Raw genomic sequence first — 12,941 nt, forward strand, 5'->3', positions numbered from 1 at the left:
TCATAATTGGCATCGGCCGCTGTTTGCCACTATTCTGCCTGGCTTCGACTACACACCGATTTGTCGGCTGCTGACCGGGAGGTGACCATGGCCAAGCTGATCAAGAGACTGCCGATGCTGCCGGCAGAGCGCGCGCTGAAAGTGATTTCAGGCCGCTGGAAGGCGGTCATCCTGTACCATCTCTTCGACGGACCCCGGCGGCTGTCGGCGCTGCAGGCGCTGATGCCCGGCATTACCCAGAAAGTGCTGATCCAGCAGCTTCGCGAAATGGAAGAGCACGGCCTCGTGCGCCGCGAGATCTTTGCCGAGATCCCCTCGCGCGTCGAATATTCGGCGACGCGGCTCGGGCTCAGCCTCGAGCCTATCCTGCTGGCACTTTGCCAATGGGGCCAGCATCACGCCGACGAGCTGAATGAGATGGACCGCCTTGCCGATTGCATCATCAGGCCACGGCAAGCGCAGGACGCCCATGCCGTGTGAACAAAAAGGGCGGCGCATGCGCCGCCCCAATGCTTGGGAGAATTAACCCTTGGGAGGACTGTTCGAACCTGTGCTCAGGCCGCCTTGACTTCCTCGGCGACGGCATCGGCCTGACGCGCCGTCTTCAGCACCCTGGCCCACCATGCAATGTCGTTGACCAGCGCGGTTGCCGCCTGGTTGAGGTGCTCGAACTCATCGAGCTTCTTGTCGCCTTGCTTGACGGCAAGGAAATCGGCCCAGGCGATGTGTACGGCGGACTTCACCGGCGCCATCTGCAACTCGACCGCATGCAGCCTCAGCTGCTCGACCGCGCGCGCGCCACCGACGCTGCCATAGCCGACGAAGCCGGCCGGCTTCTTGTTCCACTCGTTGGCGGCGTAGTCGATGGCATTCTTCAGCACGGCCGTCGGGCCATGATTGTATTCGGCGGCGGTGAAGATGAAGCCGTCGAATCCGGCGACCTTCTTTTGCCAGCGCTGCGCCACTTCGTTCTGCGACGGCACCCAGGCGGAGGATGCGACCTCATCGAAGAACGGCAGCGGGAAATCGCGCAGGTCGACGACTTCGACGTCGATGTCGGCGTGCGACTTGGCGATCTTGGCAATCCATTGGGTCGGGACGTCGGCAAAGCGGGCCGCGCGGGTCGAACCAATGATGATGGCGATTTTGGGTTTTGACATAGAGGGGGCTCTCCTTACGGGAATACTGGTATCGTTTAGATACCTGAGCTATATGAGTAACTGGCCGCTCAATGTGCAAGGAGGCACTTTTTTGTTACCAAGGCACCCGCACCGCACCGAGGACTGCCGCGCCATCTCGGAAATCCTGCAGCGCGTCGGCGACAAATGGACGGTGCTCGTCGTCGGCAAGCTCGGCAACGGGCCGCTGCGTTTCAACGAGCTGCGCAGCGCGGTCGGCGGCATTTCGCAAAAGATGCTGACCACCACTTTGCGCGGGCTCGAGCGCGACGGCTTCGTTACCCGCACGGTGTTCCCGACCATCCCGCCGCGGGTCGACTACGAATTGACCGATCTTGGCTACGAGCTGCTTGTGCCGGTCGATGCGCTCGGCGAATGGGCACGCAAGAACACCGAGCGCGTCAAGGCCGCGCGCGAAAAATTCGACGCCATGCACAGTTGATCCCTTGCGCTGCAAGGGTTTGAACCTGTCGGGGATCCTCCGGATGAGCCCTACTGCTGTAACTGCATCTTGCTCTTCGGCAGCTTCTCGATCCGGTTCCATTTCGGGTTGGGACTGACCACCTTGCCGCCAATCGTGCAGGTCGTGGTCGTCTCCTTGCGGCAATTGCTCACCGTCGTGCCGCTGGTGTCGCATTTCGTCGCCGAGCAGATCTCGCACTTGGCCGCCTGCCCGTTGATGGTGCGGTTTTCAGACGTGCAGGTAGCGCCTGGATCGCCTTTTTTGACCTCGGCAAAAGCGCTTGCGGACGACAGGCAGAGCAAGGCTGCAAAGGCACCGGCCAGGGCAGCGTTCAGCATGTGTTGACGCATTGTCTTTCCTCCCAAGATCCCGTCGATGGCGCTGCAGGCGCGCATGCGGGAACCCGTTGGTCAAAAACCACGCGGGATCGCTGCCCGCATCCCCCGCGCGGGAGAGACGGCTGTTTAAATCCGTTTGCTGGAATCAGGCCGGGTCAGCCTTCGGCCGGAACCGCCTTCGGCTTGCCTTCGCCGTCAAGCGCCACCATGACGAAGTCGGCATGGGTGACCTTCTCCATCAGGTCGGAGAGATAGCGCTGCGCCCAGGCCTCGACCTTGAGCGTCATCGAGGTGCGGCCGACGCGTTCGACATGCGTATAGATGCACAGCGTGTCGCCGATCTTCATCGGCTTGGCGAAGGACATTTCCTTCACCGCCGCCGTCACCACGCGGCCCTTGGCGCGCTCGGCGGCGCGGATGCCGCAGGCGAGATCCATCTGCGCCATCACCCAGCCGCCGAAGATATCACCCGCCGCATTGGCGTCCGAAGGCATGGCCAGCGTCCTGAGCGTCAGATCGCCGATCGGCCGCCCGTCCGCGTAATGCACCATTTGGCCAATCCTCTCGAAGCCGATCGCCCGATCCCGTATCGTCATGGCACGGATAGGTCAACGCCGCTGAATGGTGGCAACCAGTAGGATTGCATTCCATGGCCGAGGTGAGAAAGCTGGCGCGCCCCGAGAGCTTACCTAGGCGCGCTTCACAAAGCGGGCCACGGCGTCGGGACGTAGGCGTAGGCGTTGCCTTCGCGGATGACATGACCGATGCCTGGGAAGGGCAGGTGCATACCCGCGACGAGCAGGCCATCCGCTGACACCATGTCGAGCACCTTCTTGCGTGTGGCGATTGCGGCCTCCTGGTCCACGTCGAAGGCGATTGCCCATTCCGGATGTGCAAATTGCAGCGCGGAGGCGTGGATTACGTCAGTCAAGAGCAGCAGGTTGGCGTCACCAGAGCCAATTCGAAGCGCGAGATGCCCCGGCGTGTGTCCAGGCGCAGGCAACGCCCTGATCTCGGGCGCGATCTCGACTTCGCCTTCGATCTTCCGGACCTTGCCATGGTAAGGCACCAGCGATTTGCGCGCTATTTCGAAGTACGGTTTCATCTGGTCGGGCGCCTTGGACCGGATCCCGTCATCGTGCCAGAAAGTGAATTCCGGCGCGGCAACCACGACCTCCGCTGCCGGGAAGGCGGCCGTGCCGCCAATACCGACAAGGCCGTTGGCATGGTCGGGATGGAGGTGGGTGATGATTACCGTGTCGATTTCTTCCGGCCTGACGCCGGCGGCGGCGAGCGCCTCAGGTATATGTCCCAGTATGGGCCCCATCGCCGATGCCGTGCCGGTATCGATCAGCACCCGTCTGTCGCCTTTGGTGACAAGGTAAGCATTGACCGAGGTCGGGAGTGGTTTTGGCAGGAATGCCTTTGCCAGCAGCGCTTCAGCGGCAGCCGGATCTGCGGAAGGGAAGAGTTCGAGGCCGAGGTTGAGATAGCCGTCGCTCAGTGCCGTGATCTCGAGGTCGCCGAGCATGAACCTGTGGGCGGTCGCAAGCGAAGCCGGAGACGGGGCGGCGATAGCCGCAGCGTTGCTCCCAAAGAAGCTGATCGGGGAAAGTAGCAGGGCTCCGGCACTAAAAGTACCGAGCCCGAACGTTCGACGGTCGATATTCATGGTCTTGTCCTTCGAATTGCTGATGAAGCTAGGCGCAGACTACGGGATCGCTGCCAGGGCGGATGCCGACCGCTCGGACCGCTCCATGGAAGTGGAAGACCGGTCGGCACGGTTCATGGCGAACTCCTTGCGACATCAATAATGCGCCTCATAAACAGCGGGAATAGCGATGGGATGCAGTTCACTGCTGCGGATTATGCAGCAATCAAACGGCTAAGGCTGCTGGTTTGGCCGTCCGCTGAACGACCTCGCCGAGCCCTGGCTTCGCCTACTGGACAGGCTTCCGAGGCTCGAGCGCTCGGCGCAACGTCGGCGCCTCTTGCTCGATATGATCCCACAGACGGTTCGAGATCGGCCCGTGCGGCCGGTCGCGGCGGCGCGCCACCACCAACTCCTCGGTACGGCCTGGCAGATGACGGCCGGACGCTCCACGCGAACGCATGGAATGGCCGGATTGCTGGACTAGCCGGACGTTGAATGTGGATCAATTCGGGCTGAAAAGAAGCAAGGTTCTGGCTCCATGACGGCGGCAGAGCCGATGGTCCCGCCAGCGCAATTCCTTTCTCTGCCCGTTTCGGACCGACGCTTTTCAGAACGCGAAATCCGCGGACTGAACGACATCGGCTGGGAGCCAGGTTTCATGAACCTGCAGGATCTCGGGCCCGCGGCTGTAGCCGCGATCGCGGACCACCATCGTCGTGACCCGGCCATTGTTCGGTTCATCGGAGTCCTTCGCGTCGCGTTGCCATTCGTGGTAGTTCACGACCGCCAGGTCGGCGCTTTGATGGCTGATCCGGATGTCGCGTATTTTGATACGGAAGGCCGGATTCGATCCGTGGATGCTCTTCATGTAACCTGCGAAGTCTTTTTTCCCGAACGCCCTGCCGCCTGGCATGATGGCGACCAGATCGTCGCTGATCCGGTCGAGCGCGTTCTTCTTGAACGTCGCGTCGTCGCCAGGGCATCGGCCCGCCACCCAGTCGGTGAAGAATTCGTGGATGTCGTGGATCGTCGCCTCGATTTCCTTCGTTTGAAGGGACATTTTTTCCTCCTGTCTCAAGATGATGCTGGATCAGCGCTTTACGCCGTGGCTTGCCCCGACCGGACGCTGCTTGAGGACAGCCCGTACCACGCGAGCCACAGGCACATGAGAAGCGAGGAAATCAGCCAGATCGGACCCCCGATGCCGATCCCGAGCTGCTCACCGAGTGTCCACCCGGTTGCCGAAAGGATACCGAACGCCGAGCCGACGATCGCGGCCCATCGGGGCAGTATCCCGACGTTATCGCGGGCGTCGTGATACGCGACAAGCGCTGTCGCCAAGGCCAGCGCCCAGAATCCGTTACCCATGCCGCCGGAAAACGCCCACCAGGTCATGAAGGCGTTGGTGTCACCCCGGTCGGCCGCGACCGCGACCACCGATGCCTCGGCGACTGCGGTGGAAAACGTGGTCAGGGCGCCGAGAGCCATCACCATCCAGGCGGAACTCAGCATCGGCGAATGCCGGACCCGGGGGTTGAGCGCCAGGTTCAGGAACGAAGCGCCGGCGATTAGGAACAGCGCCGCTGCCGCCGTCCAATGGACCGTAGCCCATCGCCCATGGCCCTCGGCGATATTCTGCATCTGAACAGACAAATCCGCGTCCGGTGGCCCGTGAAAGACGAGCGCAGCCGCCAGCAGCAGCGTTCCGGTTGCGAGCCAGACACCGCCGGGCCCGCCCATGCTGTTATTATTCGTTTGCATCGGGAAAACCTCCTGTGGCCTTTGCTATGAAGTTTAGACCCGCGCCACGGTTGCCCGCTTCGGCGTAAATACCCACGCAGCGAGAAATTTTGGCTTGGGTAGGATTACCCAGATACGCCCATGCCGATCAGGCCGTGCTCGACCGCAAAGGCCGTGGCTGCCGCGCGCGTGCGCACGTTCAGCCGCGTCAGGATATCGCTAACGTGACGGTCTACCGTCCGCTGGCTCAAACCGAGCTCGCCGGCAATTTCCGGGTTGGTCAGGCCTGACGCGATCAGGCGCAGAACCTGCGTCTGTCTGGGGGTGAGAGCTTCGCTGCCTGTCGCCGTCATGGTAGCCCGCAGCTTGCCGGCAACGGCTTCGTCGGCGCGCGCGCCGAGCTCGCGGAAAAGTCTTATCGCTTCGTCCAGTTCGGTCTGCGCCGCTTCAGTATCGCCGGTTGCGAGACAGGCCCGCGCTGTCAGCACCCGCATCCGGGCAAGATGATAGGGCGCCCGAAGGTCCCAGAGGATCTCCACTGCGCGCCGGATATGGGCCAATGCCTCCGCGGCTCGACCAGCATGGATTAGCACCCGCGCGGTAGCCTCGGCGGCTGCGGCGCGGACTGCATCCGCGGAATATTGGCGCGCGCAGTCGCGCAGTGTTTCGCACAGTTCCCAGGCGTCATCGGCCGAACCGACAGCGAGAGTGATTTCCACCGCAGCCGGCAAGAGGCGGAGTTTGCCCGGCATGTCGTCGACCGACTGCAGTGCGCGGCGGATCGCCGAAAGGGCCGGCTGCTCGTGCCCCTGCTGCAATCGCATAAGCGCCAGCCCCGGCTGCGGATCGAACCCGAGCCTGCTCGCTGCGCGATAGGCGGCATCGGCCTCGTCCCATTGGCCGCGGAGGCGAAAGACCTCGCCCTTCTGGTAGAATGCCGGACCGGCGTGGTGCTTCGAGGGCCCCTGCTGAAGGCGGATGCTGGCGACACTGGCCTCGCGGCCGGCCTCGTCCCAGTGGCCGTCGAGGATCAGGATTTCGGCCCGGTGGATCAGGCATCGGCCGGTGAAGGCAACGATGTCGGGCTGTCCCGCGCACCATCCGATCAGCGCCGATGTCCATTCCCTCGCCCGGCTCGTGGCATGAAATTTCTGACAGATCTCGATCACGCTGCAGTAGACCAGCCCGGTAACGATCGGCGAGAGCCGGCCCGAGGTGACCGAAACCATCGCCTCGTCCAGCAGTTCGAAGCCGCGCACATAGTCGCCGCGCAGGATCAATATCCGGCCCTGAAGGTGGCGCGCGATAGCCAAGAGGTCCGGATCTTCGCAGCGCTGTCCGATCTCCGCGGCACGTGTTGCGTGCGCGAATGCTTCGTCCGGACTGTCGGCGGCGAGGCATTGTTCGACCATTGGGAGCTGAAGGTAACCTTGTTCCGCACATTCCGGCGCATGATCCGCGACCAGCCGGTTGGCGCGGGTCAGCCATCCGCTGCCTTGGGCGAATTCGCCGCGAAACATCAGGGTGAGCCCGATCCAGAAGCCGCAACGCGCTGCGGATCGTTCGCGTCCGTTCCGGAGATGCTCTTCGAAGGCCCTCTCGTAGTCCCGAACGAATTCCTCCTCGCGCCCAAGCATGTAGGCGGCTTCCCCGAGGCGCTGGAGCTCGGCGCCGCCAAGTTCACTGCGGCGGTCTCTGTCTGACAGTTCGCGGTGAAGCCTGGACCAATCTCCGCGATTGGCTAGCTCCGCATACGGATCCGATGCAACTGCACCGTCTTCCGGCGACTTGTCGGGTGATCGGTCGGAGGGCGCGGGCATATCCTCAGAATAGCACATATCTTGCTGAGGAGGTGGCGGCAGGTTACCGATGTGGCAGAAGTTCGTTTCGGGCTCAATCGAGCCGTTCATCGGGTCCGCCGCCGAGGAGCGGGAAGGGTCGCACCTCTGCCGTCTGCAAGGTGTTTGTCCAGCGACTGTTGTGTGGCGAAACCGGCTAAAATCCCTGTCGTGTGAAACGTGTCATGGCCGCTTAGGGTGTCATTTCGCCCTCTACCGGAACCGCCCCCAACGTCGGCGCCTCTTGCTCGATATGATCCCACAGACGGTTCGAGATCGGCCCGTGCGGCCGGTCGCGTCGGCGCGCCACCACCAACTCCTCGGTACGGCCTGGCAGATGGCGACCGGCAATGGATTGCAGGCGTCCGTCGCGCAGCTCTTCCTCGATCAGGAAGCGGGGCATGTGGCCCCATCCGAGGCCCTGCAGGATGATTTCCTTCTTCATGCCCTGATCGGCCACCATGCATTGAGGCGCACCTTCGACCATGAAGTAGTCTTTTTGTGGTGAATGGCGGGCCGTGTCGCGCATGACACATTGGGTGAACGCGTGCATCTGATCCGGCGTGATTGGGTGCTTGATGCGCTCCGGCAGAAAGCCCGACGCCACTACCGGAACGAAGGGCACCTTGCACAGATCGATCCATTCCACCCGCGGATCGCTCTTGTCGATCCAGTGCAGGATCAAATCAGCTTCGTCATCGAAGAGGCGCTCCCACGGGCCGCCCACCGCCTCGAAGTGCAGATGCAGGCGTGTGCCCGGACACTGGGCGAAGAACCGTCCGAGCATGCCCAGTGCCTGCGGGCGCGGGCACAGGTCGCCGATCACCACATGGATCTCGGTTTCTTCGCCCATTGACAGCTGAGCAGCATGAAGCCGCAAGCCCTCGAGCTCGCGCAGCAGCGATTGTGCCCTGCGATGGAACGACAGCCCTGCCTCGGTGGGGCGCACGCGATAGCCGCCGCGATCCAAAAGAACGAGGTCGAGTTGCCGCTCCAGCTTTGCCACGGCGGCGAACACAGCCGGGTGCGAGCGATGCAGCATTGCCGCCGCAGGTTGAAAGCCGCCGGAGCGGACCACGGCATCGAAGCATTGCAGGTCGGTGCAGGGTGAATTCGGCCATGTCAGCTTCTATTACAGAGATAGTCCTATCTTTGTAATATCATCAAAAGCGCGCCGCAGCTAGGCTTTGCCACATTCAACGCTTCAAAAAGGAAGGTGTATTCACCATGAATGAGCTGGATTTCGTGACCGTCGGCGATGGCACACGCATCGCCTACCGCATCGACGGCGAGGCCGGCAAGCCTGTGCTGATGCTGTCGAATTCCATCGCCACCACACTGCGGATGTGGGACATGCAGATCGACGAGCTGTCGAAGCATTTCCGTGTTCTGCGCTACGATTTTCGCGGCCACGGAGGGTCAAGCGTTCCGGCCGGCGCTTATTCGCTCGATCGGCTTGGCCGCGACGTGATCGAGTTGCTCGATGCCCTGGGCATTGAACGCGTACACTTCCTCGGTCTGTCGTTGGGCGGCTTCGTCGGGCAGTGGCTCGGCATCCACGCGCCCGAGCGGATCGAGCGCTTGATCCTGAGCAACACCTCGTCCTACCTCGGACCGGCAAAGCAGTTTGACGAGCGGATTACCGCCGTGCTGCAGGCGCCGGACATGTCGGAAACCGCCGAGATGTTCCTGGGCAACTGGTTTCCTGCGCGTATGCTGGCGGCCAACGAGCCCGTCATCGAAGAATTTCGCGCCATGCTGCTGGCCATCGACCGGCAAGGCTTGGCTGGCCTGTTCGCGGCGGTTCGCGATGCGGACCTTCGCCGAACCGTAACGCTGATTTCCAGGCCAACGCTGGTGATCGCCGGCCGGCACGACACGGTGACAGCCGCCAGCCATAGCGAGCTGATCGCGGCGACGGTGCCCGGCGCGAAACTGGTTGTCCTGCCCGCGGTCCGCTTGTCGAACGTCGAGTACCCTGCCGAATTCATGCAGGCCGTACTCGGTTTTCTGCGCTGAGCCGGAGCACGACGGGATGCTGAGCGAACCCCCGTTTCGAATATCACCCGCATGGACCGCAACCTATGATGCGCCAGCGCGCAGTGCAGGCTAGACTGGACAACATCGATAGCGAATGACGGCTGATATGGAACTTGGCTTTCGCCCATTAACGCCCGATCTGTGGCCCGCGCTGAAGGACCTGTTCGGTGACAGCGCCGTCTGCAGTCGTTGTTGGTGTATGTACGGGCGGATCGGTCGTTCTTATCGAAAGCGGCCCGGCGAAGAAAACAAGGCAGCGTTCCGGCAAGCCGTCCAGCATGGTCCGCCTCCGGGTTTGCTTGCTTTCGACGGCGATATGGCCGTCGGCTGGTGCCAGGTGACGCCGCGGGATGCCCTGCCCTGGCTCGATCGGCTGTGGCAGCTCGAGCGCGTGGATGACAGGCCGGTCTGGTCCCTGTCCTGCCTCTACGTGCGAAAACAATACCGCCGGCGGGGCGTAACATCCCAGCTGATTGCAGAGGCCCTGGAAGTCGCAAGGCGCGCAAATGCTCCGGCACTCGAAGCCTATCCTTTCGACGCCGACGTATCGCCGAGCGCTTCCGGCAGCTGATATGCCTCCACCTTCGCGCGCGCCGGGTTCAGGGTCGTCGCTCGCAGGACGCCGGCTCGCCCGATCATGCGCTATGATTTCAAGCAGTGATGGGTCTGCCTGCTTGTCGATGGCAGAACCGCTTCAGGTCGGGTCCCGGTCGCTTTTTTCACAAGCGATGCCGGATGCTCCGATGACGGCGGCGGTCTGCGGCGTCTAGGCTGAGCGAAAATTAGGGCCATCTTTATCCACCATGCAAACCTATGACTTCATCATCGTCGGCTCCGGCTCGGCCGGCTCGGTCCTGGCCGAAAGGCTGTCGGCTTCCGGCCGCTTCTCGGTGCTGGTGCTCGAGGCCGGCGGCAGCGACCGCCGCTTCTACGTCCAGATGCCGCTCGGCTATGGCAAGACCTTCTTCGACCCGGCGGTCAACTGGAACTACAAGGCCGAGCCGGATCCCGGCCTGGCCGGCAATGCCGACCACTGGCCGCGCGGCAAGCTGCTCGGCGGCTCGAGCTCGATCAATGCCATGGTCTGGATCAGGGGCGCGCGTGAGGATTTCGACGCTTGGGCAGCGGCCGGCAACCCGGGCTGGGGTTTCGACGACCTGCTGCCCGCGTTCAAGGCGCTGGAGGACAATCAGGCCGGCGCCGACCAATGGCGCGGCGTCGGCGGGCCGCTGCATGTCACCGACTGCTCGACTTCCGTCCATCCGCTCACCAAGCGCTATTTCGCCGCCGCCAACCAGGCCGGCCTGCCGATCAACCCGGACTTCAACGGCGCCTCGCAGGAAGGCGTCGGCGTCTACCAGATCACCACCAGGAACGGCCGCCGCATGTCGGCGGCGCGCGCCTTCCTGCGCCCGGCGATGAAGCGCAAAAACGTCCGCGTCGAGATCAACGCGCTGGCAACAAAAATCCTGTTCGAAGGCAAGCGCGCCGCCGGCGTTGAGTATCTCCAGAATGGCGCCATGAAAACCGCCCGCGCCGGCCGCGAGGTCATCCTGTCGGGCGGTTCGGTCAATTCGCCGCAACTGCTGCAGCTTTCCGGTGTCGGCCCGTCGGCGCTGCTTGGTGCGCTCGGCATTCCGGTCGTGCATGCCAACAAAAATGTCGGGGCAAACCTGCAGGACCACGTCGGCATCAATTACACCTTCAAGGGCAGGCTCCCGACGCTCAACCAGATCCTGCGCCCGTGGTGGGGCAAGCTGCTGGTCGGCATGCAGTACGTGTTTTTGCGCTCAGGCCCGCTGTCGCTGTCGATGAACAATGCCGGCGGCTTCTTCCGCACCGATCCGGCCACGGCACGGCCCAACATGCAGCTCTATTTCCAGGCGTTTTCGACGGTCATTCCGAAGAGTGGCGAACGGCCGATCCTGACGCCCGACCCATGGCCGGGCTTTTCCATCGGCCTCTCAAATTGCCGTCCGTCGAGCCGCGGCGAAATCATGATCCGCTCCGCCAATCCGCGCGATTATCCCAGAATCGTCGCCAACGCCTTTTCGACCGAGGCAGATGTCGCTGAAATGCTGGCGGCGGTGAAATTCGTCAGGAAGATCGCCTCAATGCCGGCGATGGCCGAGATCATCGAGGAGGAGGTTTTGCCGGGTCCGTCGATCACCTCCGACTCTGATTTGATCCAGGATTTCAGGAAGCGCTCGGGCACCGTCTATCACCCGGTCTCGACCTGCCGCATGGGGCCAGACGCGGCGCGCGCCGTCGTCGATCCGCGCCTGAAGGTGCACGGCCTCGAATCCCTGCGCGTCATCGATGCCTCGATCTTTCCTGACAATATCACCGGCAACACCAACGCCGCCGCGATCATGACCGGATGGAAGGGCGCCGAACTGGTTCTGGAGGATCAAAAATGAAAATCACCGACGTCAAGACCTGGGTGGTCGGCAATCCGCCGCCCGGCATCGGCGGCAAGTATTTCATCTTCGTCAAGCTCACCACCGATGGCGGCGTCGTCGGCTATGGCGAAGCCTACAACGCCACTTTCTCGGCTCATGTCACGGCGAAGATGGTCGAGGACATGGCCGAGCGCTATCTGATCGGCCGCGATCCACACGACATCGAGAATTTCTTCCGCCGCGCCTATTCATCCGGCTTCACCCAGCGCCCAGACGTGTCGGGCATGGGCTGTTTCTCGGCGCTCGAAATCGCCTGCTGGGACATCATCGGCAAGGAGGCCGGCAAACCGGTCTACAAGCTGCTTGGCGGCCAGGTGCACGAAACGCTGCGTTCCTATACCTACCTCTACCCGCACAGCGGCAGCGTCCACTCGGAGGATGCGCGCGGCAAGAACGTCTACAACGATCCCGATCTGGCTGCAGCCTGCGCGCTCGAATATGTCGAGCAGGGTTTCAACGCGGTCAAGCTCGACCCGGCCGGCCCCTACACCGCCTTCGACGGCCACCAGCCGCGCCTCGTCGACATCGACCTCTCCGCTCGCATGGTCAAGGCGATCCGCGAGGCGGTCGGCACCAGAGCCGACATCCTGTTCGGCACGCACGGCCAGTTCACCGCTTCGGGTGCGCTGCGCCTCGCCCGCGCCATCGAACCCTATGATCCGCTGTGGTTCGAGGAGCCAGTGCCGCCCGACATGCCTGAGGTCATGGCTCAAGTGGCGCGGGGCACTTCGATCCCCATCGCAACAGGGGAAAGACTGACCACGAAATTTGAATTTGCCCGGGTCATCGAGAACCGTGCGGCGACCATTCTTCAGCCCGACCTTGGCCGCTCCGGCGGCATTCTCGAAACCAAGAAGATCGCCGCCATGGCCGAGGCCTATCACATCCAGGTCGCGCCGCATTGCTATTGCGGACCGATCGTCGGCGCCGCCAACATCCAGCTCGCGGTGACGCTGCCCAACTTCCTCATTCTGGAATCGCTGAAGCAGTGGGGCGGTTTTCACGAGAAGCTGCTCAAGAAGAAAATCGAATGGCAGGACGGCAACGTCATCCCGTCGAAGGAGCCAGGCCTCGGCGTCGAGCTCGACGAAGCCGTCTGCGAGGCGCATCCCTGGACCGGCAAGGACCTGCATTTGCAGATGATGCAGACGCCGTTGATGCCGTGATTGTCGAGCGGGCGACAATGTCACACGATTTCAACGTGTTGGACGTGGGATCGCAATCACCT

14 protein-coding genes and 2 pseudogenes are annotated in these 12,941 nt (G+C 62.8%); 7 read left to right on the plus strand and 9 right to left on the minus strand.

The genetic code is table 11. From position 1 onward, the window contains the following. The first annotated feature begins 87 nt into the window (after positions 1-87). Positions 88-480 carry a winged helix-turn-helix transcriptional regulator gene (locus NKI95_RS00220; RefSeq protein WP_352713058.1) on the plus strand — a complete coding sequence of 131 codons (393 nt, stop codon included), beginning with the start codon at positions 88-90 and terminating at the stop codon, positions 478-480. A gap of 74 nt (positions 481-554) precedes the next feature. On the opposite strand, the gene NKI95_RS00225 is transcribed toward NKI95_RS00220, so the two are convergent. Further along, the gene (locus tag NKI95_RS00225; RefSeq protein ID WP_023678377.1) at positions 555-1,160 is read right to left on the minus strand and encodes an NADPH-dependent FMN reductase; all 606 of its coding nucleotides are present in this window, start codon (positions 1,158-1,160) and stop codon (positions 555-557) included. A gap of 91 nt (positions 1,161-1,251) precedes the next feature. On the opposite strand from NKI95_RS00225, the gene NKI95_RS00230 reads away from it, so the two are divergent. Then, a complete protein-coding gene (locus tag NKI95_RS00230; RefSeq protein WP_023678378.1) occupies positions 1,252-1,620 on the plus strand; it encodes a winged helix-turn-helix transcriptional regulator in 369 nt (122 codons plus the stop codon). 50 nt (positions 1,621-1,670) lie between these two features. Here NKI95_RS00230 and NKI95_RS00235 read toward each other — a convergent pair whose 3' ends face one another. The 7 genes and pseudogenes from NKI95_RS00235 to NKI95_RS00265 all read right to left on the minus strand — a co-directional run bounded on the left by NKI95_RS00235 (position 1,671) and on the right by NKI95_RS00265 (position 6,686). Beyond that, positions 1,671-1,991 carry a hypothetical protein gene (locus tag NKI95_RS00235; protein WP_023719143.1) on the minus strand — a complete coding sequence of 107 codons (321 nt, stop codon included), beginning with the start codon at positions 1,989-1,991 and terminating at the stop codon, positions 1,671-1,673. Positions 1,992-2,134: 143 nt separating this feature from the next. Next, complete coding sequence (locus tag NKI95_RS00240) at positions 2,135-2,530, minus strand: acyl-CoA thioesterase (protein WP_023678380.1); 396 nt, start codon at positions 2,528-2,530, stop codon at positions 2,135-2,137. 149 nt (positions 2,531-2,679) lie between these two features. After that, positions 2,680-3,651, minus strand: a complete 972-nt coding sequence (locus tag NKI95_RS00245; protein WP_352713061.1) for an MBL fold metallo-hydrolase — start codon at positions 3,649-3,651, stop codon at positions 2,680-2,682. 268 nt (positions 3,652-3,919) lie between these two features. Further along, a pseudogene (locus tag NKI95_RS00250) lies at positions 3,920-4,075 on the minus strand (LysR family transcriptional regulator); the annotation flags it as partial. A 165-nt stretch (positions 4,076-4,240) separates the two neighbouring features. After that, on the minus strand, positions 4,241-4,693 hold the full coding sequence (locus tag NKI95_RS00255; RefSeq protein ID WP_352713064.1) for a nuclear transport factor 2 family protein: 453 nt from the start codon (positions 4,691-4,693) through the stop codon (positions 4,241-4,243). 38 nt (positions 4,694-4,731) lie between these two features. Continuing rightward, positions 4,732-5,394: a hypothetical protein gene (locus NKI95_RS00260; RefSeq protein WP_352713067.1), complete on the minus strand. Its 663-nt coding sequence runs from the start codon at positions 5,392-5,394 to the stop codon at positions 4,732-4,734. A 104-nt stretch (positions 5,395-5,498) separates the two neighbouring features. Next, positions 5,499-6,686, minus strand: a complete 1,188-nt coding sequence (locus tag NKI95_RS00265; RefSeq protein ID WP_352713070.1) for a LuxR C-terminal-related transcriptional regulator — start codon at positions 6,684-6,686, stop codon at positions 5,499-5,501. Between NKI95_RS00265 and NKI95_RS00270 the strand changes: the two genes are divergently transcribed. Continuing rightward, positions 6,669-7,076 carry a hypothetical protein gene (locus tag NKI95_RS00270; RefSeq protein ID WP_352713072.1) on the plus strand — a complete coding sequence of 136 codons (408 nt, stop codon included), beginning with the start codon at positions 6,669-6,671 and terminating at the stop codon, positions 7,074-7,076. The genes NKI95_RS00265 and NKI95_RS00270 overlap by 18 nt on opposite strands. 328 nt (positions 7,077-7,404) lie before the next feature. Here the strand turns inward: NKI95_RS00270 and NKI95_RS00275 are convergent. Further along, positions 7,405-8,332 (minus strand): annotated as a pseudogene (locus NKI95_RS00275) (LysR family transcriptional regulator). Positions 8,333-8,438: 106 nt separating this feature from the next. Between NKI95_RS00275 and NKI95_RS00280 the strand changes: the two are divergent. The 4 genes from NKI95_RS00280 to NKI95_RS00295 all read left to right on the plus strand — a co-directional run bounded on the left by NKI95_RS00280 (position 8,439) and on the right by NKI95_RS00295 (position 12,879). Beyond that, on the plus strand, positions 8,439-9,230 hold the full coding sequence (locus NKI95_RS00280) for an alpha/beta fold hydrolase (RefSeq protein ID WP_352713074.1): 792 nt from the start codon (positions 8,439-8,441) through the stop codon (positions 9,228-9,230). 115 nt (positions 9,231-9,345) lie between these two features. Further along, complete coding sequence (locus NKI95_RS00285; protein ID WP_352713076.1) at positions 9,346-9,822, plus strand: GNAT family N-acetyltransferase; 477 nt, start codon at positions 9,346-9,348, stop codon at positions 9,820-9,822. Positions 9,823-10,054: 232 nt separating this feature from the next. Next, positions 10,055-11,671 carry a GMC family oxidoreductase gene (locus NKI95_RS00290; protein ID WP_352713078.1) on the plus strand — a complete coding sequence of 539 codons (1,617 nt, stop codon included), beginning with the start codon at positions 10,055-10,057 and terminating at the stop codon, positions 11,669-11,671. Beyond that, entirely contained in the window at positions 11,668-12,879 is a 1,212-nt protein-coding gene (locus NKI95_RS00295) for a mandelate racemase/muconate lactonizing enzyme family protein (protein WP_352713081.1), read from the plus strand. The genes NKI95_RS00290 and NKI95_RS00295 overlap by 4 nt, the downstream gene beginning before the upstream one ends. Positions 12,880-12,941: the final 62 nt, after the last annotated feature.

This window comes from Mesorhizobium sp. M0306, assembly GCF_040321655.1.
Taxonomy (GTDB): Bacteria; Pseudomonadota; Alphaproteobacteria; order Rhizobiales; family Rhizobiaceae; genus Mesorhizobium.